Source organism: Micromonospora sp. NPDC050784 (assembly GCF_044456765.1).
GTDB classification, from domain to species: Bacteria; Actinomycetota; Actinomycetes; order Mycobacteriales; family Micromonosporaceae; genus Micromonospora; species Micromonospora foliorum.
The window spans coordinates 232,314-253,361 of sequence record NZ_JBITGG010000009.1 but is presented as its reverse complement, the minus strand read 5'-3'; the positions used below and the strand labels follow the sequence as shown (position 1 = coordinate 253,361).

Sequence of the window (21,048 nt, the reverse complement as noted above, 5' to 3'; positions counted from 1 at the left end):
GGCCGTCGTCCGGGGTGCGGACGCGGCGGCCCGGGGACGGCGAGGGTGCTCAAGGAATGCTCAAATTCGATCGACGTCAACCACTGAAGCCGCAAACGCACATACGCTCACCGGACCCGGCCCGCCGGTAATCACCCGTCGTAACAGAAGGAGGGGGAATGCGGCGTACACAGCGACGCATCGCGCTTCTCGCACTGTCCACCCTGGTAGGTGGCATCCTCGTGACGACTGGCCCTGCGGGTGCGGATCCCAAGGGGTCGTCAGCCGTCGCCAGCCGAGCCCAGCTTGACGATCGTGAGTCGGTACGGCTCGTACACATCAGGCTGACCGGTGCCGACATGCTGGACAAGGTGGCCGCGGCCGGCTTCGACCTCGAACACGGCCTCCGGCGTGTGCCGAACGGCATCGAGGGCGAGGCGGTGGTGACCGCCGAGCAGGTCGCCGAACTCACGGCGATGGGCGTGACCGTGCTCGGCGACGACGCGGGCTTCGCCTGGAGTGACGAGGCCGACGGCGGCCTTGGCCTCGGCGCGGCCGGCGCGCGGGCGGTTCAGCCGGCAAACCACGAGGCGACGGTACGCGTCGTCCGCGCCGACTGGTTCACCACCAAGGGTCAGGGCTTCCTCTACGTCGAGGCGCGGACCACCGAGGGGCAGCAGGAGGACCCGATCGTCGGGATGCAGCTGGAGAACGACTCGGGGAAGGGCACGCCGTTCGGCTTCGCCCGGACGATGAGCCGGTTCGTCGACTCCGGGCAGTACATGTTCCACCGGAACCTGTTCAAGCTCGACGTACGCCCCAACAAGATCCAGGTGACGAGTTCCACCGGTGGCGTCGCGACCGGTGTCGTCTCCAACTGGTTGGAGGACGCCCCGCCGCCATTGACGGCGAACCCGTCCTACAAGTCCGACTTCGTGGACGGTTACCGGCACCCGCAGCAGCTCTACAGCCGTGCCAAGGAGATCGCCCGCCAGTACCCGGACATCGCCGAGATCGTCTACCTGCCGAACCAGACGAACGGGTACCAGCGCAAGGCGCAGGCCCAGATCGGCGGCACGGGGCAGGCAGCGGTCGTCGTCACCTCGGCGGCGTGGGGTCACGAGGGCGGCAACGACATCACTGTGGACTTCGTGGACCGACCCGACCCGGGCCTCCCGCTGGCGGTGGAGGTCACCGGCAAGGCGGTCCGTGTCCTGCTCGCCACGGACGCCTCCGGTGCACCGGCGAGTACCGCCGCCGAGGTGGCCGAGGCGCTGCGGACCCGCTCTGCGGGGCTGATCGACCGGGCGCACCCGTACCGGACCAACGAGGGCAGCGGAATCGTCGCGCCGACGGCCGGGCCGGTCGCGCTGACCGACTTCCTGGACCAGAAGCGGGTCGGCGCGCCGGCGGGGGAGGTGCCGCGCGGCCCGGCCACGATCCCGGTCCTGCGGATCGGCAAGCACCGTGACGGGAGGAAGCCCGGCGTCCTGATTCAGGCGCAGGACCACGCCCGCGAGTGGGTGCCGGCGACGACGAGCCTGGAGTCCGCCGAACGGCTGGTGCACAACTACCGATCCGACCGGGAGACGAAGAAGATCGTCGAGAACACCGACGTCTTCTTCATCCTGTCGAACAACCCCGACGGGGCGAACTACAGCTTCTACAACTTCGCCTCCCAGCGGCGGAACCTGACCAACCACTGCCCGGACGCGAACGCCGATCCGGGTCGACGCAACTCCTGGGGCGTGGACCTGAACCGGAACTACCGGGTCGGTTCGGGGCATGACGGCTACGCGGGCGCGTCGACCAGTTGCGTCAGCGACACCTACCAGGGCCCGGAGGAGCTGTCCGAGCCCGAGTCGAAGAACATCATCTGGCTGGTCGAGAGGTACAAGAACATCAAGTTCATGATGTCGGTGCACTCCAACGGTGGTCAGCTCTTCTGGCAGCCCGGCGCCTACATCGCGGACGGCCGGATCACCACGCCGCGTCCGCCGCTGGGTGACGAGGCGTTCTACTGGCAGTCCGCCGCCCGGATCCTGTCGCAGGTCAAGGCGCACCGGGAGACCGTGGTCACGCCGGAGAACGTCGGCGGCTCCTCCGACGTCCTCTACTCCTCCGCGGGTAACGTGCGCGAGGACCTGTACCACACCTACGGGATCTACGCGTTCGGCTGGGAGGTCGGCGGCTCGGTCTACAACCCGGCCACCGGCGACTGGCAGGGCGGTTCGTTCCAACCGGAGTGGGACGGGAACCCCGAGCTCGTCAGTGGCCACGCCGAGACGATGGAGTACGCCAACGGCATCATGGAGATGTTCCGGGTCGCGGCGGACTGGGGCAGGGACAACAAGAACCCGACGTCCCAACTGGTCCCCGGCGCGGGACGCTACTCCGGGCCCGTCGACGTGCACTTCGAGACCAACGAGCCGGCGACCATCTACTACACGACCGACGGCAGCCGGCCCACGCTCGAGTCGCCCCGCTACGCGGCGACGGAGTTCCGCGAGCCGGGGCAGGTTTTCCACGTGACCGAGACGACGACGTTCCGCTGGTTCTCGGTCGACAGCGCCGGCAACATCGAGAAGAACTACGACCCGACGAAGAACGACAAGCGCAACAACTACCGCACCGCGACCATCAGGATCGCCAAGAGATAGCGCTGCTCCGACAATCGGTGCCCCGTCGGTGCGGTCCAGCCGCGCCGACGGGGCACGGTCGCTGTTGACCCACGCCGCGCCACACCCGACCCCGAGCCAACCGTCAGCCGCGGTCGCGTATCCCCGTTTGGCGCTGATGGGTTGCCTGGGCCCCCCTTCCATCCGATCTGACCCGATCGCTTCGGCGGCAGTCTCGCAGGCGGATGTTGGCTGGGCGTTGGACGGCTGACGGCTGACGGCTGACGGCTGACGGCCGTGGTGCCCTTTCCGTTTCGCCGCGCGGGTGCAACGATCCTGCCACTGGGCGCGGAGCGCGTCGTCGATCGATGGCCGACGCGCGCGCAGTCGAGACAGATCGCGCTCCTGGAAAGGGATCATGCGGTTCGAAGTCCTGGGGCCACTGCGAGCCGTCGACGCGTCCGGATCGGTGGTTCCGGTCGGCAGACGGCAACATGAGGTGGTGCTGGCCTGCCTCCTCGCGGCCGGCGGACGGACCGTCACCGACGGCATCCTGCGGGAGGCCCTGTGGGGTCACGATGCGAACGAGAGCAAGCAGGTGGCGCTGCGGGTCCTCGTCCATCACCTGCGCCGCAACCTGGGCACCGGGTCGATCACCCGCACGGCCGGTGGCTACCGAATCACGCTGGACGGCCACCAGCTCGACGCCGACGAGTTCGTCACGCTTGTCGACGCCGCCGCCCGGGACGAGGCGCGAGGCCGGCTCGCCGAGGCGCGTGAGGGCTACCGGGCCGCGCTGCGGCTGTGGCGGGCAACGGACGCCTACCAGGGCACGGCCGACACCGATCAGGTCAGGGGTGCGGCCGACCACCTCGGCGAGCGACGCCTGGGCGCGTACGAGCGGTGCGTCGACATCGAAATCAGCCTGGGGCTGCACCGGGAACTGTGCGCCGAACTGTCCGCCGTGGCCTCGGCGAACACGCTGCGCGAGCGCCTACAGGCGCAACTGATGCTGGCGCTCGTCCGCAGTGACCGCCGGGCGGAGGCGTTGACCGTCTACGAGCGGACGAGGCGGATCCTCGCCGAAGAGCTTGGTGCCGATCCGGGCATCCGCCTCCAGCAGCTGTACACCGCGATCCTGCGCGAGCCCGCGCAGGCGGTGACGCCGACCGCCGCTCCGGTCACCGTTCGGCCGGCGCAGTTGCCCGCCCCGCCCAGCAACTTCGTGGGTCGCCACGACGAACTCGCGGCACTCGACGCCGTGAACGCCGACCCCGGGTCCGGTCAGCGGCTCGCGGGTTCGGTGGTCGTCACGGGTGCCGGCGGCATGGGCAAGACAGCCCTGGTCACCCAGTGGGCCCACCAACACCGGCAGAGCTTTCCCGATGGGCAGCTCTACCTCGATCTCGACAACGACGTTCCGGTGTCGGTGACGTTGGCCCGGGCCCTCGTGGATCTCGGCATCGCACCCGATGACGTGCCACGGCAGGCAGAGGCACGCGCGGCACGACTTCGGTCGTTGCTCTCCGGCCGGGCGGTGCTGATGGTTCTGGACAACGTGGGCAGCGCCCAACAGGCCCGGCCGTTCATCCCCGGCAGCGGTGGCAGCCTGCTGGTGATCATCAGCCGCAACCGACTTGACGGGCTCGTCGCCCGCGAAGGCACCCACCTGCTGGTGCTCGCGCCGCTGCCGGTCCAGCCGGCCACCCGCCTACTACGGGCGACCGCCGGGATGACCGGGCCCGCAACCGATGACATCCGTACTTTGGTGGAGCTGTGTCACGGGATGCCGCTGGCCATTCGGATCGTGGGAGCCCACCTGCGGCTGGGGACCAGCCCGGACATCCTCGTCGGCGCCCTGCACGACGAGCGCACCCGCCTCGCCCGGTTGACCACCACGGACGGCGATGTGAACGTCCCCGCCGTCATCGCGGTGTCGTACCGGCGCCTGGCCGCATCGGAACGTCAGCTGTTGCGGCGTCTCGGGCTGCTGGACGCGCACGCCGTGCCACCCGGTGCCGCCGCCGCGCTCTGCGGCATCACCTCCGCCCCCGTCCTCGCCGACCTGATCGGGCGGCTCGCCGCGGCCAACCTCGTCACCGTCGACGCGGCCGACCGACTCAGCCTTCACCAGCTGACCCACCTCTTCGCTCGGGAGCAGGGGCAGCGCGACGACACCGCCGCCGATCGCGCGGGCGCGGAACGGCAGGCGCTCCGCTGGTACGCGCAGGCCGCCGACGTGGCACAGCGCCTCATCCGCCCGACGGCGGGTGGAGCGGGCGGTGACACGACGCACGAGACGCGTCCGCTCTTCCTGCCGGACCTGGCCGACACCGCGGCCGCTGTCGCCTGGGTCGACGCGGAGGCGGACACGATCATCGCGATGATCGCCCAATTCGGTGGGACGCATCCCGACCTCGTGTGGCCACTCGCCGCGAACATCCGGGGTTGGCTGCAACGCCGGGCTCCCCGCGGCACCTGGATCACCGTTACCGAGCAGGGCATCCGGGCCGCCGCCCTGGCCGGCAGCAGCATCGGCGAGGCGACGCTGTACGCGAGCCTGGGCGTGGCACACAGCCTCCTGCTGCAACGGGTCGAGGCGAGTGCCGCCTACCTTCGCGCGAGCACGCTCTTCGGGCAGAACGGCGACGATGCCGGCAGGGCCGACGTGGAGGCGAGCCTGGGTGCGATGCTGGCCGACAGCGGAGCTCTCGACGAAGCGCTTCCGCCGCTGTTGCGGGCACGGCAGCTCGCGGCCGGGCTGGATGATCCGGATCTCCTGTTCAAGGTCGAACTCAACCTCGGCTACCTGCATCGACGGGCCGACCGTCAGCAGGAGGCACTTGACGCCTACACGTCGGCGTTGGCTGCCGCCGAGCGTTCCGAGGACCGGGACTGGTTGTCGGCGAGCGCCCACGTCAACCTTGGTCGACTGCGGTTCCTCCTCGGCGATGTCGACCTGGCCGATCACCACTACGACACGGCCGTCCGTCTCGCCCGGAGCCGCGGTGACCGGATGCTGGAGGCGTGGGCGCTGCACGGCTGCTCCGACGTCGCCGCGGCCCGCCGCGACATCCCGGCCGCCATCGCGGCCCTGCACGAGGCCGTCACGATTCTGGAGCGCCTGGGCGACCGGCGCCTCGACGAGATGCGGGCCCGACTGGCGGAGCTGCTGTCGGACACCTCTGGACCGGCACCACGAGCGACCTAGCTCATGGTCGGCCGTCATGTTTCGGCCCGGTTAACATTGACGTTCTGCTATGTCGGGAGAACACTCGGACCTGGCTCCGGGTGACCGTCGGACCGGAACCGTTGGCTGCCGGATTTCCACCGCGCCCGAAGGATCCAGGATGCGCAGACTCGCCCGCCTCAGCGCCGCGCTGCTACTACTCGCGGCGGCGACCACGACCGTCGTCACGATTACCGACCTGCCGGCAGCGGCCCTGGAGAACGGGCTGGCCCGCACCCCGCAACTGGGGTGGAACGACTGGAACAGCTTCGGCTGCAACGTCAACGACGGGCTTGTCCGGCAGACCGCGGATGTCATGGTGTCCAGCGGAATGGCCGCCGCCGGCTACCAGTACGTCAACATCGACGACTGCTGGTCGTCGCGCAGCCGCAACAGCAACGGCGATCTGGTCCCCGATCCGCAGAAGTTTCCCAACGGGATGAAGTCGCTCGCGGACTACGTACACGGCAAGGGTCTGAAGCTCGGCATCTACTCCTCGGCTGGGCTCACCACCTGCGCCGGCTACCCGGCGAGTCTCAACAACGAGCAGCGCGACGCCAACCTGTGGGCGTCCTGGGGCATCGACTACCTCAAGTACGACAACTGCGGTGACACCCAGGGACGCAGCGGCCAGCAACGCTACACCGCGATGCGGGACGCCCTGGCCCGCACCGGCCGACCGATCCTGTTCGCGATCTGCAACTGGGGCAACGACGACGTCGGTTCGTGGGGGCCGGCCACCGGCAACTCCTGGCGCACCACCGGCGACATCGCCGGCAACTGGGGTTCGGTGATGGGCATCCTGGACGCCCAGCCCCGGTGGGCCGCGTCCGCTCGGCCTGGCGCGTGGAACGACCCGGACATGCTGGAGGTCGGCAACGGCCTGACGGACACCGAGTCGCGGGCCCACTTCAGCCTCTGGTCGCTGCTCAACGCGCCGCTGATCGCCGGCAACGACCTGCGTTCGATGAGCTCGACCACGCGGTCGATCCTGACCAACACCGAGGTCATCGCGGTGAACCAGGACTGGGGCGGTCGGCAGGGCAACAAGATCAGCGACAGTGGTGACCAGGAGGTCTGGCTCAAGCCGATGGCCAACGGCGCCGCCGCGGTGGTGCTGCTCAACCGGGGCGGCGGCACGGCCACCGTGTCGACCACCGCGTCCGCGCTCGGGTTGGGCAGTGCGTCGAGCTACTCGGTACGGGACCTGTGGGCGCACACCACCGCCAGTTCCGGGCCGACGATCAGCGCCTCCGTCCCATCGCACGGCGCGGCGATGTTCATCGTCTCCGGCGGCGGCACCCCGCCACCCGGCGGCGGCACGAGCGTGCTGCGCGGCGTCGGCTCGAACCGTTGCCTCGACGTGCCGAACGGCGACGAGACCAACGGCACGCTGCCGGTCATCTGGGACTGCCACGCCGCCGCCAACCAGCAGTGGACCCGCACCAGCGCCGGCGAGCTGCGGACCGCCGGCGGCAAGTGCCTCGACGTCTACGACAACCGCACCGCCAACGGCACCGCGGTCGAGGTCTGGGACTGCAACGGGCAGGCCAATCAACAGTGGCGGCTCAACAGCGACGGCAGCATCCTCGCGGTCGGCGCCGGCAGGTGCCTCGATGTCATCGGCAACGCCACCGCCAACGGCTCCACCGTCGCGATCTGGGACTGTAACGGCGGCAACAACCAGAAATGGCGTACGTCCTGACCTCGCCGGCCGGCGAGGTCAGGACGCGGCGGCCGGCTCAGCTGCCGTGCACCTCCAACTCCCACAGCGAGTAGCCGTACGCGGGCAGGGCCCGCTGGGTGCCCTGGACGCGCAGGTAACGGCCGGTGGCCGAGATGGCGATGTCGTCCACTCCGCCGTCGCCGGTGGTCGTGGTGTGCACCGGTGACCAGGTGACGTTGTCCGGGGAGACCTGGATCTGGTACGCCCGCGCGTACGCCGCCTCCCAGGTCAGCCGTACCCGGTCGAGGGTGCGGGACGCGCCGAGGTCCACCGAGATCCACTGCGGGTCGGCGTACGCGCTGCCCCACCGGGTGGTCGCGTTGCCGTCCACGGCGTTGCCCGCCACATGCGTACTGCCCGGCTCCACGCTGGACGCGGTGACCGGCCGGCCCCGGGAGAGCAGGGTGCCGGCGGCGGCGGTGCCGTAGACGTTGAGGTCCCACAGTGAGTAGCCCCACTGGGTGGCGCGCTGGGTGCCGTACACCCGCAGGTAACGGCCGGTGCCGGTGACCGTGAGGTCGTCGACGCCGCCGTCGCCGGTGGTCGTGGTGTGCACCGGCGACCAGGTGACGTTGTCCGGCGACACCTGGACCTGGTACGCCCGCGCGTGGGCCGTCTCCCAGGCCAGCCGCACCCGGCTGATCGCGTACGTGGCACCCAGGTCGACGGAGATCCACTGCGGGTCGGCGTACGCGCTGCCCCACCGGGTGGCCGTGTTGCCGTCCACGGCGTTGGCCGCGGCGTGCGCGCTGCCCGGCTCGACGCTGGACGCCGTCACCGGCCGGTTCCGGGCCAGGTCGGTGGCGGGCGGCTCGCTCGGGCCGTCGGTCTTGATCCGCACGTTGCGGTAGTTGATGTCCATCCCCGCGCCGTCGTTCTGCAACCCGATGTAGCCGTTTGCGATGGCCCGGCTGCTGACGTAATCATTGATCTTGACGCCGTTGAGCCAGATCTCGACCCGCTGGCCGTGCACGCCGATCTCGTAGGTGTTCCAGGAACCGGGTGGGTTGAGCGCCGCCGCTCGGGCGGCCTGGTCGGGTGCCTGGAAGCTGTAGACGCTGCCGGTGGTGCGCGTCGGGTCGCCATCGGTGGCGTCGATCTGGATCTCGTGACCGGCGGCGACCGGACCCCACGGGTCGCCCTGCGGATCGGGGAACCCGATGAAGACACCGCCGTTGTCGTCGCCCGGCATCATCCAGTCGACCTTCAGCGAGTAGTTGGCGAAGGTGCGCACCGGGTACCAGAGCAACCCCATGCCGCCGTTCGAGGTGAGGGTGCCGTCGGCCAGGGTGAAGCCGCCCGGCCCCGCCTGCCGCCACTGCCCGAGGCTGGCCTGGGTGCCGTCGAACAGCGGGGTGTAGCCCGGCTCCGGCCGGCAGTCTGCCGGCACCGCCCCGGCCGCCACCTGGATGCCGCCGAGCAGCATCCGGGTGAAGTTCGGGTCGGTGTAGCTCTGCTCGGTGTGGCCGAGGCCGGTGTACCAGGAGCGCCCGCCGCCGTAGCTGTGGCACCAGGTGATCGGGTGGTCGCCACTCATCGACCCACCGGTGTACGACGACTCGTCGAGGCTGGCCAGCACCTTGACCGCCGAGCGGGGGTTGGCCCGGTAGTTGTACCACTCGTCGGTGCGGGTCCAGGTCGACGGCAGGTGCGCGGTCGAGGCGTTGGCCCGGTCCTCGACCCGCACAGTCGCCTGCTGCGTGGCCGGGTGCGAGGCGAAGTACGCGCCGACCAACCCGCCGTACCACTGCCAGTCGTACTCGGTGTCGGCGGCGGCGTGCACCCCGACGAAGCCGCCCCCGGCGGCCACATACGCCTCGAACGCGCCCTGCTGGCCGGCGTTGAGCACGTCGCCGGTGGTGCTGAGGAAGACCACCGCCTGGTACTGGGCGAGGTTGGCCGTGGTGAAGGTGGCCGCGTCCTCGGTGGCGGTGACGGTGAAGCCGTTCGCCGCGCCGAGTTGTTGGATCGCGGCGATGCCGTTCGGGATGGACGAGTGCCGGAAGCCGGCGGTCTTGGAGAAGACCAGGACCTTGCCCACCGGTGCGGCCTCGGCCGGGGTCGGGGCCACCGTCGCCGCGCCGGCGGCGAGGGTGAGTCCGGTGACGACGGCAGCGGCGAGTGTGCTGATGGCGCGTCTGCGCATGGATAGCTCCTTGTGGGAGGGGTGGGCGGACGGGGACGGCAGGGCCGGCCGGCGGGCCAGCACGGGCCCGCCGGCTGCGGCGTCAAAGGGCGATCAGGTCGAACTTCTCCCAGGGGCCGACCGAGTCCCGGTTCGCGATCAGCGCCTCGGCCCCGCCGTTCTCCGCGACCACGTACCTGTTGTTCACCGTCGCCCGCAGACTGACCGAGTCGTCCGCGTTGCGGACCAGGGCGAAGGACTCCCACGACCCGGCGGACGGCCGGTTGGCGATCAGCGGGTTGGCGCCGGCGTTCTCGGCGCAGACGATCTGGTTGTTGACCCGGGCCCGCAGGGCGATCGTGCCGCCGCCGAGGTCGATCTGGTCGAACTGCTCCGAGCTGCCGACGCTGGTGGCGGAGGCGACGAGGTTGCCCGCGCCCGCGCTGGTGGCGCTGACGTACCGGCCGTTCGCCTGGGCCCGCAGCGCGACCGCCCCGGTCGTCGGTGTGCCGCCGGTGAGGATCCGCAACGCGTCGACCATGCCCACCGAGGTGGTCTTGTTGACGATGCGGATCGTGTGGGAGCCGTTGGCCAGCCCGGTCTTACGGAACACGACCTGCTGGGCCTGGCGGGCGCCGGCGACGTTCAGGTTGACGTTGGCCTGGAACACGTTGTCCAGGTAGACGTCGACGTTGCCCATGTCGCTGAACCGCTCGGACAGGTACTCCACCCCGGTGCCGGTGAAGGTGTAGCTGGCCGCCGAGCCGACGGTGGTGCTGTGGTGGGTGTCGTCGTTGTAGTCGCCGTACCCCCGGGCGGTGGTGTGGTGCCAGTTGGCGTCGTAGGTCAGCATCGTGTCGTTGACCAGCCCACCACCGCCGGCACCGCCGAGGCCCAGGGTCGAGGCGGTGCCGGACAGGCTCTTCTCGCCCTGGTTGGCGGTGCCGATCAACGTCGTGGTCGCGTACGCCGACAGCGGCTTGGCGGTGCGCTCCACCACGTACACCGTGTTCGCCGCGGTGGCGAAGTTGACCTCGGCGGCCGAGGTGGTGGTCAGCACGGCGTTGTCCGAGGTACGACGCACGCGGATCTCCTGGCCGCCCCACGGGTTCACCACCCGGGCCGTCTTGCCGTACTGGCTGCGCAGCCCCACGTACTTGGTCTCGCCGGCCTCCCGTTCCGAGCTGACCAGGAAGCCGTCCTTGGCGAGCAGCGTGAACTTCCCGACGAAGGTGGAGTCGGTCGGCGCGGCCGGGAAGACCCGGATCTTGTCGTTGTACGACTGGAGCAACGACTCGTTCATCGCCGTCAGGTGGACGCCGAGGTACTCGAAGACGCCGTTGGTGTTGTTGGTCATCCCGTTCGGGTAGTTCTGGTACTTCTGCAGCATCGTCCGCATGCCCTGGAACGCCTGGTCGCCGAGGCCGAGGCGGGCGGCGTGCACGTGGTCGTTGGACCAGACGTTGCCGTACGGGTGGGGCCGTACGTTCCAGGTGGTGATCGCGGTCTGCTGGTCGGGGTAGCCGATGCCGGTCTGGTCGTAGGGCCAGACCAACTCCAGCGCCACGTTCTCGTTGTTGCGGGTCTGCGAGATCGGTGGGTCGTGCGGCAGGTACGCCCCGTTCTGCACCTGGTACGGGGCCAGGTTGGTGACGATGCTCTGCCAGTTGGCCCGCAGCCCGGCGTCGAGGCCGAGCTGCTGGCTCACCTGGATCGTGAGCGGGAACAGCAGCCGCACCGCCGCGAGGTCGGTGATGGCGTTGCGGACGTCCCAGTACGTCTCGTGGGCGTTCGAGTTGGCCATGTACCAGCGGCCGGTCGCGCTGTCGTAGTCCAGCATGTCCTCGTAGAACTTCACCGCCTCCCGCATGTACGGGTAGGCCGTGTTGCGCAGGTACGTCTCGTCGTTGCTGTACCGGTACTGCAGGTACATGTTGTAGGCGGCCTCGGTGCCGGTCGAGTAGGTGTCGTTGACGTAGTCGCTGTTGATCGTGCCCCGGGCGTTGCCGTCCCAGCCCATCGTCTCGGGCACCCAGAGCCCGTCGCTGCCGTAGCGGGTGGTGGTGTACGACTTCAACGCGGAGAGGTTGCGGCTGTAAAGCCGGTTGAACCCGGCCATCAGGTCGACGTGGTTGCTGGCCAGGAACGAGTTGTAAACGTCCCGTTGATTCCAGTACCAGTACCCGTTACTCCACTTCGAGTTGTCCTGGGTCGCCCGGAAGACCCCGTTGATGAAGTGCAGCGGGTAGTTGCCGTAGCCACCCGCTGCGATCATGTAGGTCGCCAGGTAGTAGACGTTCTCCAGATAGTCGGCGTCGCCGCCCGCGTTGGAGTACTGGACGAACGACTTTACCCAGAAGTCGTGCCACCAGTTGCGGTAGTTGTTCAGCGTGGTCGCGTAGCCGGCGCTCTTGGCCGCCGCCAGCTGGTTCTTCGCCTGGGTCACCGAGTTCAGGCCCGGCGAGTTGATCCGACTGGCCGCGGTGAACCACACGGTGTAGCTCGACGTGGGGGTGATCGTCAGCCGGACCCGGGTGCCGTTGACCACCTGGGAGGAGTACGACGCCCCCTCGACGGTGGCCGCGAGGGTGTACCCGAAGTTGTTCGCGTCGGTCTGCCCCCGGCTCAATCCGACGCCGCTGGCGTCGGCGAAGGTCGAGACGGTACGCCAGGTGTTGAGGTCGGGGACGTCCGCGATGTTCTGGACGGTGTTCATGTCCCACAGGCTCAGGTCGAGCCCGACGCTGCTCACCCCGGGCCGGGTGTCCTCGACGTGGATGCCCATCACCTCGGAGTTGGGCGCGCCCAGCACGGTGACGGTGCGGTTGTTGTCGTACTTCGTGGTCAGCGTCCCGTCGTACAGCGAGAGGCGTTGCTGGAAGGTGGTGTAGCCGGTGTCGAGCTGCGGGTTGCTGTACAGGTTCACCAGCCCGGCGGCGTAGGTCGACTGCTGCGAAAGGTCGACACCGGAGACCTGGGCGGTCAGACCGTTGTTGTTCCACACCATGGCGCCGGTGCGGCCGTTGCCGACGGTGAGCCCGTGCAGCGGGTTGGTGTTCGGGCGGTTGTAGACGATGTCGTGCTTCGACAGGTAGGCGGCCCGGTTGACGTTCAACGTCCCGGTGCTGGTCCCGAACGCGGCGTCGGTGGGTGCCGCGGTCGCCGGCCCGGCCGGTCCGATGGCGACGACGCCACCGGCGAGCAGGACAGCGAGCGCGATTCGTAGCGGCGGCGTCATCTTCATCGACACGATCTCCTCTGGATCGTCGTGCGGATGCAGGTCTCGCACCCCGGGGAAGGTGCCCCGGTGTGCCCACGTCCGCCGAAACGAGGGCGATGTCGAGAACGACGCGGAGCGGTGCCACCGTGCCGGGTTGACGGCGATCGGATGAACATCGATCCACATCGTTGATGTGCAGTTAACATCGGACGTCTGTGAGGGTCAATCCCTCGGGATCATCCGGATCGCCTCAGGAGCGGTGCGCCGCCACGTTGATGACGTTGCCGTCCGGGGCGCGGACGAAGAACCGTCGCACCCCCCACGGCTCGGTGGTCAACGGGTGCACGATCTCGTAGCCCAGCCGTTGTGCCTCGGCATAAGCCTCGTCCACGTCGTCCACCTGCGCGCTGATGATCGAGTCCTCGGGCGCGGTCGCGTCTCCGGAGACGAGCTGGACGGCCACGTCGGGGTCGGCCGAGGTGTAGCGGGCCACCCAACCCAGGCTGAACGCCTCGGTGCTCAAACCGAGGAAGTCGGTGTAGAAACCCTTCGCGGCGCTGACGTCAGCGACCGGAAGGTTGGGCAGGATGCGGATGACGCGCATGCGGACCTCCAGCTCAGGCGATTCGGACCTCCTGATTATCCGGGGGCACGGGAAACCGCCCAGCCAGCCGAGCGCATCCAGTGACCACTCGTCGAGCGTGCCGTGGCAGGTCGGTCGCGCGCACCGCCCGCGCACGCCATGGATTGACCGCGCCGGAGGTGGTGGGTGGGGCCTACGCTGTGGCGCCCCCGTCGAACACCAGGTCTGTCCCGACGGCGAAGCCGGCGTCGGGCGAGGCCAGGTACAGCACCGCCGCGGCGATCTCGTCGAGGGTGCCGACGCGGCCGATCGGCAGCTGTGCCGCCATCCGGTCGGCGCGGTCGGCTGGGCTTTCCCCGGGGCGGAGCGACATCCCGGTGTCCATCGGGCCGGGGCTGATGCTGTTGATCCGGATCCCCTCGCGGATGTGGTCCAGCGCGGCGTTGCGGGTCAGCGCACTCACCGCGGCCTTTGTCGCGATGTACGCGCCGAGGCCCGGGCGTCGTGCGTGAGCACCGAGGTTCGAGGCGATGTTGACGATAACGCCGCCACCGTGGGCCCGCATGTGGGCGATTTCGTGCTTCATGGACAGCAGCGTGCCGGTGAGGTTCACCGCGACGAGGCGATGCCACTGCTCCTCGTCGACATCGCCCAGCGGGCCAACCGCGGCCAGGATGCCGGCGCTGTTGACCGCGATGTCGAGCCCGCCGTACCGACTGGTGGTCTCGGCCACCAGCCGGGCCAGGTCGGCCGATTGCGTGATGTCGGCGGTGACGGCCGAAGCCCGACCACCCTCGTCCTCGATGAGCTTGACGGTTCCGTCAAGCGAGCCGAGCGTGCGACCCGCCACGACGACGGCCGCACCCTCGCGAGCGAACGCTCGTGCGACGGCCTGGCCGATTCCTCCGCCGCCCCCGGTGACGAGGGCGACCTTTCCGGCGAATCTTGCGGTCACGGTGGTGACTCCTTCTGGGTGTCGGATCGGCTGTGTTGGTGCGGTTCGCCTCCGGGGGAGCGCCACCACCACTCACCCTCTACGATTCGGGATCGACCGTTCTGGTTTGGGCGTAAAGGCTGGCACCGCAAGGTCGAGGAGGGACGTCGACAGCTTCGCCGGCCCGCCGTCAGTCGAGCAGAGTCAGTGCCTGCGTGGCGGCGTCCCGCAGTCGTCGCGGCTCGGCCGACACCTTGCCCACCACCCGAATGCCCTGCATCAGCACGAGCAGGAGCCGGGCCAGCGCACGGGGGTCCTTGCCTGGCGCGAGTTCACCCTGGGCCTGCGCCCGGATCAACGCAGAGGTCATCGCGGTCTCCAGGTAATCCCAGCTCGCCGCCACGCGGCGCGCCGCCTGTCGATCATGTGGCGCAACCTCCACGGCTGTGTTGACGATGAAGCAGCCGCGGCGCCCGCTGTCGTCGCCGGCCTCGCACGCGTATCGCTCGACGAGGGCTCGGACGGCCGGCAGCGCCGGACCCGGCTGCGACAGATGACGTAGCAGGGTGGGGTCGACCAGATCGCCGTACCGGTCGAGCGCCTTGAGATAGAGATCGCGCTTGTTGCCGAATGTCGCGTAGATGCTCGCGCGCGCGACGCCCAGATGCTCGACCAGGTCGGCCATCGAGGTCGCCTCGTACCCCCGCTCCCAGAACAGGTCGAGGGCCGCCCGCAGTGCCGTGTCCGGATCGAACTCCTTGGTCCTTGCCACGACCCGACTCTAGCCGTATCTAGATCGATCGGTCAATAAAGGTCGAGGTGTCCCGTCGCAGGCCGCACCGCTCGGCCCGCAGTTGACCACCCGGGCTGGCTGGCCGTGCTCCAGGGAGTCAACTCAGCGCCGCCGCCTTGCGCAGCAGCACCGAGCGTTCGCTCTGATTGGCGCAGAGCCGGGCCGCCAGCTCCAGTTCGGCGCGCGCCTCCGGAAGTCGGCCGAGGCGGGTCAGCAGCTCACCGCGTACGGTCGGCACGAGGTGCGAACCGGGGAGCCGGTTCGAGGCGATCAGCTCGTCCACGATGGCCAGGGCTGGCGTCGGACCAGAGGCCATGGCGATGGCGGCGGCCCGGTTGAGCTCGACCACCGGCGAGGGCGCCACCCGACCGAGCGCCTCGTAGAGCATGACGATCCGGGCCCAGTCGGTTTCCTCGACCGAGGGTGCGGACGCGTGCGCGGCCGCGATCGCGGCCTGTAGACCGTAGGGGCCGAGGCCGCGCTGCGATGCCCTGGTCAGTGCCGCCACCCCACGGTGGATCGCCGCGAAGTCCCACAACCGGCGGTCCTGGTCGGCGAGGAGGATCGGGGTGCCGTTCGGGTCGGTCCGGGCCGGGAAGCGTGCGGCCGTCAGCTCGCACAGGGCGAGCAGGCCGTGCACCTCTGACTCGTCCGGCTGGAGCGCGGCCAGGGTGCCGGCCAGCCGGATCGCCTCGTACGCAACGTCGGGGCGCAACAACCGGTCGCCGGACGTGGCCGTGGACCCCTCGGTGAAGATCACGTAGAGGACGCTGAGCACACCGCCCAGTCGCTCCCGGCGCTCGCCGGCCGGCGGCAGCTCGAACGGCACCCGGGCCGCCGCGATCGTCTTCTTGCCCCGGGTGATGCGGGCCTGCACGGTCGGAACGGGCACCAGGAACGCGCGGGCGATCTCCTCGCTGGACAGGCCGCCGACCACCCGCAGGGTCAGCGCCACCCGTGTCTCGCGGGAGAGCACCGGGTGACAACTGATGAACATCAGCGCCAGCACATCGTCGTCGATCCGGTCGGGGTCGATCTCCTGGTCGAGCGCCGGATCGGCCGCCAGCAGGGCGTATCGGTCCTGCAGGGCGGCCCGGCGGCGGATCGCGTCGATCGCCCGCCGCCGGGCCGTGGCCATCAGCCACCCGGCCGGATTGGCCGGTGAGGCACGCGGCCAGGACACCAGCGCCTCGGCCACCGCCTCCTGGGCGGCGTCCTCGGCCAGCCCGAAGTCACCGGTGAACCGGGTCAGCGCGGCCACGATCCGCGCCGACTCGATCCGCCAGACGGCCTCGACGTCGGGCGTACCCATCAGACGTGGCCGTTGCTCTCGCTGCCCTGCGGGACCTCGTCGGCCTCGGCCACCCGCCGGACCTCGATCTTGGACCCGCGAACCGCCGGGACCCGCTTGGCCCACTCGACCGCCTCCTGTTTGGTGGCGACATCGAGCAGGAAGTAGCCCCCGAACAACTCCCTGGTCTCGCCGTACGGACCGTCCGTGACCACCGGTGCCTCGCCACCGAAGTCGACCACGACGCCCTGGCGCGGGTCGTCCAGCCCTTCGGCCGCGACGAGAACGTCGGCCTTCATCATGTCCTCGATGAACTGGCGGGTCGTGGCCATCATCTCGTCGAGGTTGGCCATCATGGCCGCGTTCGTCTCATCGGTGCCCCGCATGATCAACATGTACTTCGACATCGCGTCTCCTCATCCGACGGGGCCGTCTCCCGGCCCTAGCATCCCCACGTCGAACGGGCGGCCCGCGGATCGACACGGGCCCGGAACATTCTTTCCCTGTCACCGGGGAGTCAGGGGCGCTGCTCCTCCGGCAGCGCCGTCAGTTCGGCGTGCCGCACGGTGAAGTTGCCGCGTGTCACCGTGGCGAACGGGGCCGGCGCGAGGCACGTACCGATCCGGGCTGGACCCCAGTGACCCGTCTCGTCCTGGTCCATGCTGGCTGACCAGGTGAAGCCGACCCGGTCGCCGTGGCGTCCGCCGTCCTGCACACTGAAACCGACCCGTTTGCCGACGAAGCCACTTGCCCCCTCGTCGGCGCGGGTGACGATGCCGGTCAGGGTGGCGTGACCCGGGCTGGTGATCATGCAGTCCACCGACGCTTCCCACCGCACGGTGATGTCGGCTGCGGACAGCCAGTGTGAGACGCGCACTGTCCCCGTCGCGTCCGCCGGCGTGCCGTTCTCTCCCCTCGGAATCGGGAGCGGGCGGCTGTACGGCGCCGACCGGGCGTCGAAGGTGAACGACTGCACGTCATCGTCCTGTCCAAACGGTAGGGCGAACTCCGCCGATCCGGTCACCCGCGCCGGTCGGTGCTCTGCCGCCCCGGCCGGCGTCGCCGCTGCAACCAGCATGGCCGCTGCGGCCATGCCCCACCCGAGTGTTCTGCGCATGGTCGTCCTCCTCATCCGGCCGCGGCACCGCGGCCCTGCGATGCCTCCAGAGTCGGCGAGGTGGGCGCAGGAGTGATCCCCTCGGCGAGGGGGGTCACTCCCTCGCGGCTGGGACACCGGGCCTCGATCGCCGGAGAGCACGCCCGCCCGGTGACTATTGATTCAATAGTCGATCGTCAATAGATTGTGTGTGGGCGCCGCCGGGGTCCGGGCGACCGGGCCGTCGGCGACTGACAGGTCCACCCCGAGCCGGGCACTTCGGTCGTACGCACGACCGGTCGCTGTGGCGCACCGCCGCGCCGCATCCAGGGCACGTTGTCGCGCCGCGTCCGTCCAGGACGCGCCGCCGTGCCGCCTCCGCTCAGCTCGACGCAGAAGGACCCTTCATGACAATCTTCCGTGCCCGCCCCGCCGCGACCCTGGTGGTCGCCGCCGCGCTGGCCGCCGCCGCGACCACCACCGGAGCGGCAGTGCTCACCGGCCCGGCCGCAGCCGCCCAGGGCTGCCGGGTCGACTACACGCCCAACCAGTGGCCCGGCGGGTTCACCGCCACCGTCAAGGTTTCCCCAGGGGACGCGGCCGTCTCCAGTTGGACCGTCACCTGGACGTACGCCGGGGACGAGCGGGTCACCAGCGGCTGGAACGCAACGGTCAGCCAGTCCGGCTCGACGGTGACCGCCCGCAACGCGTCGTACAACGGCGGCATTCCGGCCGGCGGCTCCACCGAGTTCGGGTTGCAGGGCACGTACGGCTCCAGTGGCGGCGCGCCGACCGGGTTCAGCCTGAACGGCGTACCGTGCAACGGCGCCACTCCGCCGCCGACCACCCCGCCGCCGACGACGCCTCCGCCCACCACCCCACCGCCCACGACGCCTCCGCCGACCACCCCGCCGCCGACCACCGAGCCGCCGACCGGGTGTGCCGGCGCGGTGCTCTGCGACGGCTTCGAGGGCCAGACCGGTTCGACGCCGTCCGGTGACTGGGCCGTGGTGAGCCCGGACTGTTCCGGCGCTGGGACCGCCACCATCGACACGGCGACCACGCACAGCGGCAGCCGGTCGGTCCGCATCAACGGCGCCGCCGGGTACTGCAACCACGTCTTCATCAGGTCCACGAAGAACCTCAGCAGCGTGGGTAACGTTCGATACGGGCGGGTCTGGGTCCGGCACACCACCGCCCAGCCCACCGAGCACACCACGATGATGGCGATGACCGACGCCGCAGACGGCAACAAGGACCTGCGGTTGGGTGGCCAGAACGGCGCGTTGCAGTGGAACCGCGCCTCCGACGACGCGACCCTGCCCGAGCAGAGCCCGGCCGGGGTGGCGCAGAGCCTGCCACTGCCCACCAACCGGTGGACCTGCGTGGAGTTCATGGTGGACGGCGCGGCCGGTCAGCTGCGTACCTGGGTGGACGGGACCGCCATCCCCGGGCTGACCGCGGACGGCGCACCGACGCACGACATCGACGGCCAGTGGTACAACCGCACCTGGCGGCCGCAGCTCACCGACCTGAAGCTGGGTTGGGAGAGCTACGGCGGGGGAGCCGACACCCTCTGGTACGACGACGTCGCGGTCGGGTCCAGCCGGATCGGCTGCTGACCCTTCGAGGTCGCGGACGGGGACCGTCAGCGGTGCCCGGCCAGATCAGTGAATGTGGCAAGGGTGTGACCCGGATGCCGGGTCACACCCTTGCTCGTCAGTGGCCTCCTTCACGACACGGCGGGCCCACGGCTGCTCACCTCACACGGGAGGATGTCGGGACACTGTTTGGTCCGCGTGGTGGCGTGGACGCGAAGCGCATCGCCACGTCCGTTCTCGACGGCCGCGCGGTCCAGGACCGAGGAGAGGGCGACCATGGACCGCACGTTGGCCGAGATCCTGGACGCGGCGGCGCACGGGCACTTCCCGCCACCGGACGGCGGGACCACGGTGGTACCGCAGCCCAGTCGCCGGGACGCCGGAGTCATCGCCTTCACCGGGCACTCGGTGGTGTTCACCGACGAGGACCCCCAGTGGGTGCGTCGTACGCTGGCCACCCTCGACTGCGACTCCCTGGCGGCCACGATGAATCCGCGTTTCCTGGGTGCGTTGCTCGACCGCACCCGGCGCTCCATGGACACGATCGACCTGCTGACAGTCGCGAGCAGCCTTGCCGGGCCACCCCCGGTGCAGCTGAGCGAGCTTGCCGACGCCGATCATCCCCGTGAGGTCAGGGCGCGTCGGCGCCGCGACGACATCCGCGTCTGGGCCGCCGAGGGTGGGGTGGTCGTTCTTGGCCGAGGGGTCGCCGGCCGTTGGGAGGCGGCGATCGAGGTCGACGACGAGCGTCGCCACCGGGGCCTGGGGCGGGCGCTGGCGACGGCCGCCCGACATCTGGTGGCGGACGGCCAGCCGGTCTGGGCCCAGCAGGCCGCCGGCAACGCGCGGAGTGTGCGCGCCTTCCAGGCGGCGGGCTTTCGACCGGTGGGCGCCGAAGCGCTTCTCCTTCAGACGTAGGCACCGTACCGGGCGAGCCGCACGACCACTGTGGGCCGAACCGTGATCGGCAGGAGGTTTCCGAGATCACGCCCGAGGGCATCCCGGCGGTTGAAGTCAGCCGCTCGTTACCCCTGATCGAGGAGAGCACCATGTCGGTCCAGGCATTTCTCTACGTTGTCGCCGTCATCCTGATCGTGCTCGCTGCCCTGCCGCTGCCCACGAGGGGTGTCTCGCTCGCGCTTCTGGGTGCCGCCTGCGCCCTGCTCGCCTACGCCTGGCCGGTGATCACTGGCTGACCTTCCCGTGAATCGTCGGCGTCGCGGCCGGTGGTCGGCAGTCAGAGCGTGCTCTGGCTGCCGGTGACCGGCCGCGAGTCTGTTGACCTCACGGGATCGCTGTTCGCCGCCGCTGGCGGTACGCGGCGGCCTTGGCGCGATCTCCACAGCCGCGCATGCCGCACCAGCGCCGCCGTGCGCCTCGCGACCGGTCGACGAACGCTCGGGTGCAGTGCTCGTCGGCGCACCAGCGGAGGGCCAGACGGTCGTCGCTGGCGTGCAACTCCAGGCAGTCGCGGGCGAGGACCGTCAGGACGGCGTCCAGATGGCCGTTGCGGTGCACCCCGTCGACGTCGAGGCGCAGCGTAGGTAGCGGCCCCGCCGCGGCCCCGTTGACCAGCTCGCGGTCTGCCGTGGCCGCCTCGGTGCCGTCGATCAGGGCTTGGACCAGGCGGAACATCGCCTCTCGGAGCGCCTTGACGTGCCGTAGGCCGGCATCGTCCAGATCAGGCGCGCGCTCGACGATGCCGGCCTGGACGGCCCAGTCCGCGAAATCTGTCGGCGCGGTCAGCTGCTCGACGTCAGCGTGGCCGCGCTCGGCGAGGGTGGGAAGGAAGTCCAGTACCGGCCGATCGGCGATGAACTCGAACTTCACGTCACCATATTGACCGGTGACGC

The 21,048-nt window shown here is 70.0% G+C and carries 15 protein-coding genes; 6 read left to right on the top strand and 9 right to left on the bottom strand.

What is annotated here, in order from left to right; genetic code table 11:
• The first annotated feature begins 338 nt into the window (after positions 1 to 338).
• The 3 genes from ACIBD9_RS15320 (at position 339) to ACIBD9_RS15310 (ending at position 7,531) form a co-directional block, all read left to right on the top strand.
• Entirely contained in the window at positions 339 to 2,639 is a 2,301-nt protein-coding gene (locus ACIBD9_RS15320) for a M14 family metallopeptidase (protein ID WP_396717998.1), read from the top strand.
• Positions 2,640 to 3,015: 376 nt separating this feature from the next.
• Positions 3,016 to 5,808: a BTAD domain-containing putative transcriptional regulator gene (locus ACIBD9_RS15315; RefSeq protein WP_396717996.1), complete on the top strand. Its 2,793-nt coding sequence runs from the start codon at positions 3,016 to 3,018 to the stop codon at positions 5,806 to 5,808.
• 139 nt (positions 5,809 to 5,947) lie between these two features.
• Positions 5,948 to 7,531, top strand: a complete 1,584-nt coding sequence (locus tag ACIBD9_RS15310; RefSeq protein ID WP_396717993.1) for a ricin-type beta-trefoil lectin domain protein — start codon at positions 5,948 to 5,950, stop codon at positions 7,529 to 7,531.
• A gap of 37 nt (positions 7,532 to 7,568) precedes the next feature.
• On the opposite strand, the gene ACIBD9_RS15305 is transcribed toward ACIBD9_RS15310, so the two are convergent.
• From ACIBD9_RS15305 to ACIBD9_RS15270, 8 genes are all read right to left on the bottom strand, one after another.
• Entirely contained in the window at positions 7,569 to 9,698 is a 2,130-nt protein-coding gene (locus tag ACIBD9_RS15305) for a ThuA domain-containing protein (protein ID WP_396717991.1), read from the bottom strand.
• Between the two features lie 82 nt (positions 9,699 to 9,780).
• Complete coding sequence (locus ACIBD9_RS15300) at positions 9,781 to 12,966, bottom strand: glycosyl hydrolase family 95 catalytic domain-containing protein (protein WP_396717988.1); 3,186 nt, start codon at positions 12,964 to 12,966, stop codon at positions 9,781 to 9,783.
• 181 nt (positions 12,967 to 13,147) lie between these two features.
• The gene (locus ACIBD9_RS15295; protein WP_396717986.1) at positions 13,148 to 13,501 is read right to left on the bottom strand and encodes a VOC family protein; all 354 of its coding nucleotides are present in this window, start codon (positions 13,499 to 13,501) and stop codon (positions 13,148 to 13,150) included.
• Between the two features lie 172 nt (positions 13,502 to 13,673).
• Positions 13,674 to 14,435, bottom strand: a complete 762-nt coding sequence (locus ACIBD9_RS15290; RefSeq protein ID WP_396717983.1) for an SDR family NAD(P)-dependent oxidoreductase — start codon at positions 14,433 to 14,435, stop codon at positions 13,674 to 13,676.
• A 169-nt stretch (positions 14,436 to 14,604) separates the two neighbouring features.
• Positions 14,605 to 15,186: a TetR/AcrR family transcriptional regulator gene (locus tag ACIBD9_RS15285; RefSeq protein WP_396717981.1), complete on the bottom strand. Its 582-nt coding sequence runs from the start codon at positions 15,184 to 15,186 to the stop codon at positions 14,605 to 14,607.
• Positions 15,187 to 15,304: 118 nt separating this feature from the next.
• The gene (locus ACIBD9_RS15280; RefSeq protein ID WP_396717978.1) at positions 15,305 to 16,519 is read right to left on the bottom strand and encodes an RNA polymerase sigma factor; all 1,215 of its coding nucleotides are present in this window, start codon (positions 16,517 to 16,519) and stop codon (positions 15,305 to 15,307) included.
• The gene (locus ACIBD9_RS15275; protein WP_396717975.1) at positions 16,519 to 16,905 is read right to left on the bottom strand and encodes a YciI family protein; all 387 of its coding nucleotides are present in this window, start codon (positions 16,903 to 16,905) and stop codon (positions 16,519 to 16,521) included. Before ACIBD9_RS15275 ends, ACIBD9_RS15280 begins: the two co-directional genes overlap by 1 nt.
• Positions 16,906 to 17,015: 110 nt before the next feature.
• Entirely contained in the window at positions 17,016 to 17,615 is a 600-nt protein-coding gene (locus ACIBD9_RS15270; RefSeq protein WP_396717973.1) for a hypothetical protein, read from the bottom strand.
• A gap of 386 nt (positions 17,616 to 18,001) precedes the next feature.
• Between ACIBD9_RS15270 and ACIBD9_RS15265 the strand changes: the two genes are divergently transcribed.
• From ACIBD9_RS15265 to ACIBD9_RS15255, 3 genes are all read left to right on the top strand, one after another.
• Complete coding sequence (locus ACIBD9_RS15265; protein ID WP_396717971.1) at positions 18,002 to 19,216, top strand: cellulose-binding domain-containing protein; 1,215 nt, start codon at positions 18,002 to 18,004, stop codon at positions 19,214 to 19,216.
• Positions 19,217 to 19,471: 255 nt separating this feature from the next.
• Complete coding sequence (locus tag ACIBD9_RS15260; RefSeq protein WP_396717969.1) at positions 19,472 to 20,113, top strand: GNAT family N-acetyltransferase; 642 nt, start codon at positions 19,472 to 19,474, stop codon at positions 20,111 to 20,113.
• Positions 20,114 to 20,244: 131 nt separating this feature from the next.
• Positions 20,245 to 20,391: a hypothetical protein gene (locus ACIBD9_RS15255; protein ID WP_238660781.1), complete on the top strand. Its 147-nt coding sequence runs from the start codon at positions 20,245 to 20,247 to the stop codon at positions 20,389 to 20,391.
• Between the two features lie 88 nt (positions 20,392 to 20,479).
• Here ACIBD9_RS15255 and ACIBD9_RS15250 read toward each other — a convergent pair whose 3' ends face one another.
• Entirely contained in the window at positions 20,480 to 21,025 is a 546-nt protein-coding gene (locus ACIBD9_RS15250; RefSeq protein WP_396717966.1) for a CGNR zinc finger domain-containing protein, read from the bottom strand.
• Positions 21,026 to 21,048: the final 23 nt, after the last annotated feature.

Excerpts from the sequence above, each read along its gene's own strand:
- ACIBD9_RS15255 (WP_238660781.1), top strand. The coding sequence starts at position 20,245 with ATGTCGGTCCAGGCATTTCTCTACGTTGTCGCCGTCATCCTGATCGTG.
- ACIBD9_RS15320 (WP_396717998.1), top strand. The coding sequence starts at position 339 with ATGCTGGACAAGGTGGCCGCGGCCGGCTTCGACCTCGAACACGGCCTC.
- ACIBD9_RS15270 (WP_396717973.1), bottom strand. The coding sequence starts at position 17,615 with ATGCGCAGAACACTCGGGTGGGGCATGGCCGCAGCGGCCATGCTGGTT.
- ACIBD9_RS15310 (WP_396717993.1), top strand. The coding sequence starts at position 5,948 with ATGCGCAGACTCGCCCGCCTCAGCGCCGCGCTGCTACTACTCGCGGCG.
- ACIBD9_RS15295 (WP_396717986.1), bottom strand. The coding sequence starts at position 13,501 with ATGCGCGTCATCCGCATCCTGCCCAACCTTCCGGTCGCTGACGTCAGC.
- ACIBD9_RS15315 (WP_396717996.1), top strand. The coding sequence starts at position 3,016 with ATGCGGTTCGAAGTCCTGGGGCCACTGCGAGCCGTCGACGCGTCCGGA.
- ACIBD9_RS15275 (WP_396717975.1), bottom strand. The coding sequence starts at position 16,905 with ATGTCGAAGTACATGTTGATCATGCGGGGCACCGATGAGACGAACGCG.
- ACIBD9_RS15265 (WP_396717971.1), top strand. The coding sequence starts at position 18,002 with ATGACAATCTTCCGTGCCCGCCCCGCCGCGACCCTGGTGGTCGCCGCC.
- ACIBD9_RS15280 (WP_396717978.1), bottom strand. The coding sequence starts at position 16,519 with ATGGGTACGCCCGACGTCGAGGCCGTCTGGCGGATCGAGTCGGCGCGG.
- ACIBD9_RS15305 (WP_396717991.1), bottom strand. The coding sequence starts at position 9,698 with ATGCGCAGACGCGCCATCAGCACACTCGCCGCTGCCGTCGTCACCGGA.
- ACIBD9_RS15260 (WP_396717969.1), top strand. The coding sequence starts at position 19,472 with ATGGACCGCACGTTGGCCGAGATCCTGGACGCGGCGGCGCACGGGCAC.